Origin of the sequence: Dietzia sp. B44 (genome assembly GCF_014145245.1) — a bacterium.
In the GTDB taxonomy this organism is placed as follows: Bacteria; Actinomycetota; Actinomycetes; order Mycobacteriales; family Mycobacteriaceae; genus Dietzia; species Dietzia natronolimnaea.
In genome coordinates this window covers 2,984-5,381 of the sequence record NZ_JAALEF010000320.1, presented here as the reverse complement: position 1 = coordinate 5,381, position 2,398 = coordinate 2,984, and the positions used below count along the sequence as shown (strand labels likewise).

The following is a 2,398-nucleotide window of genomic DNA, read 5'->3' as shown; positions in this document are numbered from 1 at the left end:
CGCCCGCGACATCCGCGGGCGGCGGCCTCGTCCGTGATCGGGGACGGCCCGGGCCCACCTCACGGTGATCGGCCCTCGGAGCTCAGCCTTCGGCGGCGAGCTGGCCGCAGGCGGCGGCGATCTCCTGCCCACGGGTGTCCCGGACGGTGCAGGAGACACCGGACTGCTGGACCGCGGCGACGAACGCGTCCTGCTGGGGCTTCGGGCTGGCGTCCCACTCGCTGCCCGGAGTCGGGTTGAGAGGGATCAGGTTGACGTGGGCCATGGGCCCGAGGCGCTGTACGAGCAGCCGACCGAGCATCTCCCCGCGCCACGTCTGGTCGTTCACATCGCGGATCAACGCGTACTCGATCGACACCCGCCGGCCCGTGGCGTCGGCGTAGTGCCGCGCGGCGTCCATGACCTCGGAGACGGGCCACCGGTTGTTGACCGGCACGAGGGTGTCGCGCAGTTCGTCGTCAGGGGTGTGCAGCGAGACCGCCAGGGTCACCTGGAGTCCCTCCTCCGCGAGGCGATGGATCGCGGGGACGACTCCGACCGTCGAGACCGTGACCGAACGCTGGGACAATCCGAACCCGGACGGCGGCGGCGAGACGATCCCCCGGACAGCCGTGAGGACCCGCTTGTAGTTGGCCAGCGGCTCACCCATCCCCATGAACACCACGTTGGACAGTCGTCCCGGGCCGCCGGGGACCTCGCCGTCCCGCATCGCCCGGGCGGCCTCGCGCACCTGCTCGAGGATCTCGGCGGCCGAGAGGTTGCGGTCGAGCCCGGCCTGGCCGGTGGCGCAGAACGGGCACGCCATGCCGCACCCGGCCTGGCTGGAGATGCACAGCGTCGCCCGGTCCGGGTAGCGCATGAGCACGCTCTCCACCAGCGAGCCGTCGTGCAGCTTCCACAACGTCTTGCGCGTGGTGCCCCCGTCGGCGGAGATGTGCCGGACCGAGGAGGCCAGGCGCGGGAACAACTCGGAACCGATCTGTTCACGCAGACCGACCGGGAGGTCCGTCATCTCCGCGGGGTCGGCCTCGAGTCGTCCGAAGTACTGGTTGGCGAGCTGCTTCCCCCGGAAGGCGGGGACCCCCAGTTCGCTCATCGCCGCAGCCCGGCCCTCTGCGTCGAGGTCGGCGAAGTGACGAGGCGGAAGACCCCGGCGGGGGGCGTCGAAGACGAGGGGTAGTGGTTCAACCATGATGGCTGCCATTGTGTCAGAAACCGGACCGCACGACACACCGCCAGCGGATGCCGTCGGCGCCGGTGAGGGAATAGAGTCCTCCCATGGCCACGCGTTCGCACGAACCAGTTGATCCCCAGCACACCGACCACACCGCCGGAGCAGCGGAGATCGCGCCGGTCGAGGACACCCACGCCTCGGCTCCTGCGACGGTCCCCGCCGGGGACTCACGCGGTGGACGCGGGAGCCACGACGACGACGTCATGGACACCCACGGCGGCAAGCTGGGGTCGGCCTGGGTGGGACTGGTCCTCGGCGCCCTGGTGACGATCCTGTTGCTGATCTTCATCGCGCAGAACACCACGTCCACGGGCGTGCGGTATCTGGGGCTGGAGTTCAGCCTCCCCCTGGGGGTCCTGATCCTGTTCGCCGCCATCGCCGGCGCGCTGATCATGGCGCTGTTCGCCGGATTCCGGATCCTGCAGCTGCGGATGCGCGCCCGGAAGGCGCGCAAGGTGTCGGCCCGCCACCACTGAGGGGTGTCGTCCCCACGGCCGACCGCCGGTGAGCGCGCCCCCGCACGCTCAGGTCGGGACGACGTAGGTGAAGATGATCCACACCACGACGGCGGTGGGCAGGACCGAGTCGAGGCGGTCCATGAAGCCGCCGTGGCCGGGCAGCATGGTGCCCATGTCCTTGATGCCCAGGTCCCGCTTGACCTGTGACTCGATGAGGTCGCCCAGGGTCGCCGTGAAGACGGTGAGGACGCCGAGCAGGACGCCCTTGAGGAAGTTGTCGTCGAACAGCAGCACCACCACGAGCGCCCCGCCGATGATGGCGAACACCATCGATCCGGCGAAGCCCTCCCACGACTTCTTGGGGCTCACCGCGGGCGCCATCGGGTGTCTGCCGAACAGCACGCCGGTGACGTATCCCCCGACGTCCGAACACACCACCAACAGGATCAGGGCGACGACACGCTGCGCCCCGTGGTCGCCGTCCGCGAGCATGGCGCCGAGAGCGCCCGGGACCGCGATCCACACCAGGACGAACAGGGCCACCGAGACGTCACGGAGATAGTTCTGTGGGGCCGTGGTCAGCCCCGCCATCAGGAGGCGCCAGACCAGGACCAGGACGGTGGTGGCGGCGAACGCGGCGAAGGCGCCCTTGGCCTCGGCGAAGAACCCGGCCCAGACCATCGCCTGTCCACCGAGGAGCAGGGGC

3 protein-coding genes are annotated in these 2,398 nt (G+C 70.2%); 1 reads left to right on the top strand and 2 read right to left on the bottom strand.

Annotation, left to right across the window (positions count from 1 at the left end):
* Positions 1-82: 82 nt before the first annotated feature.
* A complete protein-coding gene (rlmN, locus tag G6017_RS11100; RefSeq protein WP_179525453.1) occupies positions 83-1,192 on the bottom strand; it encodes a dual-specificity RNA methyltransferase RlmN in 1,110 nt (369 codons plus the stop codon).
* An 86-nt stretch (positions 1,193-1,278) separates the two neighbouring features.
* On the opposite strand from rlmN, the gene G6017_RS11095 reads away from it, so the two are divergent.
* Positions 1,279-1,710, top strand: a complete 432-nt coding sequence (locus G6017_RS11095) for a LapA family protein (protein ID WP_179525454.1) — start codon at positions 1,279-1,281, stop codon at positions 1,708-1,710.
* 48 nt (positions 1,711-1,758) lie between these two features.
* Here G6017_RS11095 and G6017_RS11090 read toward each other — a convergent pair.
* Positions 1,759-2,398, bottom strand: a 640-nt coding sequence (locus G6017_RS11090; RefSeq protein ID WP_241731485.1) for a phosphatidate cytidylyltransferase, incomplete at its 5' end; no start/stop codon positions are given.

What these genes read in the sequence shown, in the direction of transcription:
- rlmN (WP_179525453.1), bottom strand. Translation starts at nt 1,192, where the DNA reads ATGGTTGAACCACTACCCCTCGTCTTCGACGCCCCCCGCCGGGGTCTT.
- G6017_RS11095 (WP_179525454.1), top strand. Translation starts at nt 1,279, where the DNA reads ATGGCCACGCGTTCGCACGAACCAGTTGATCCCCAGCACACCGACCAC.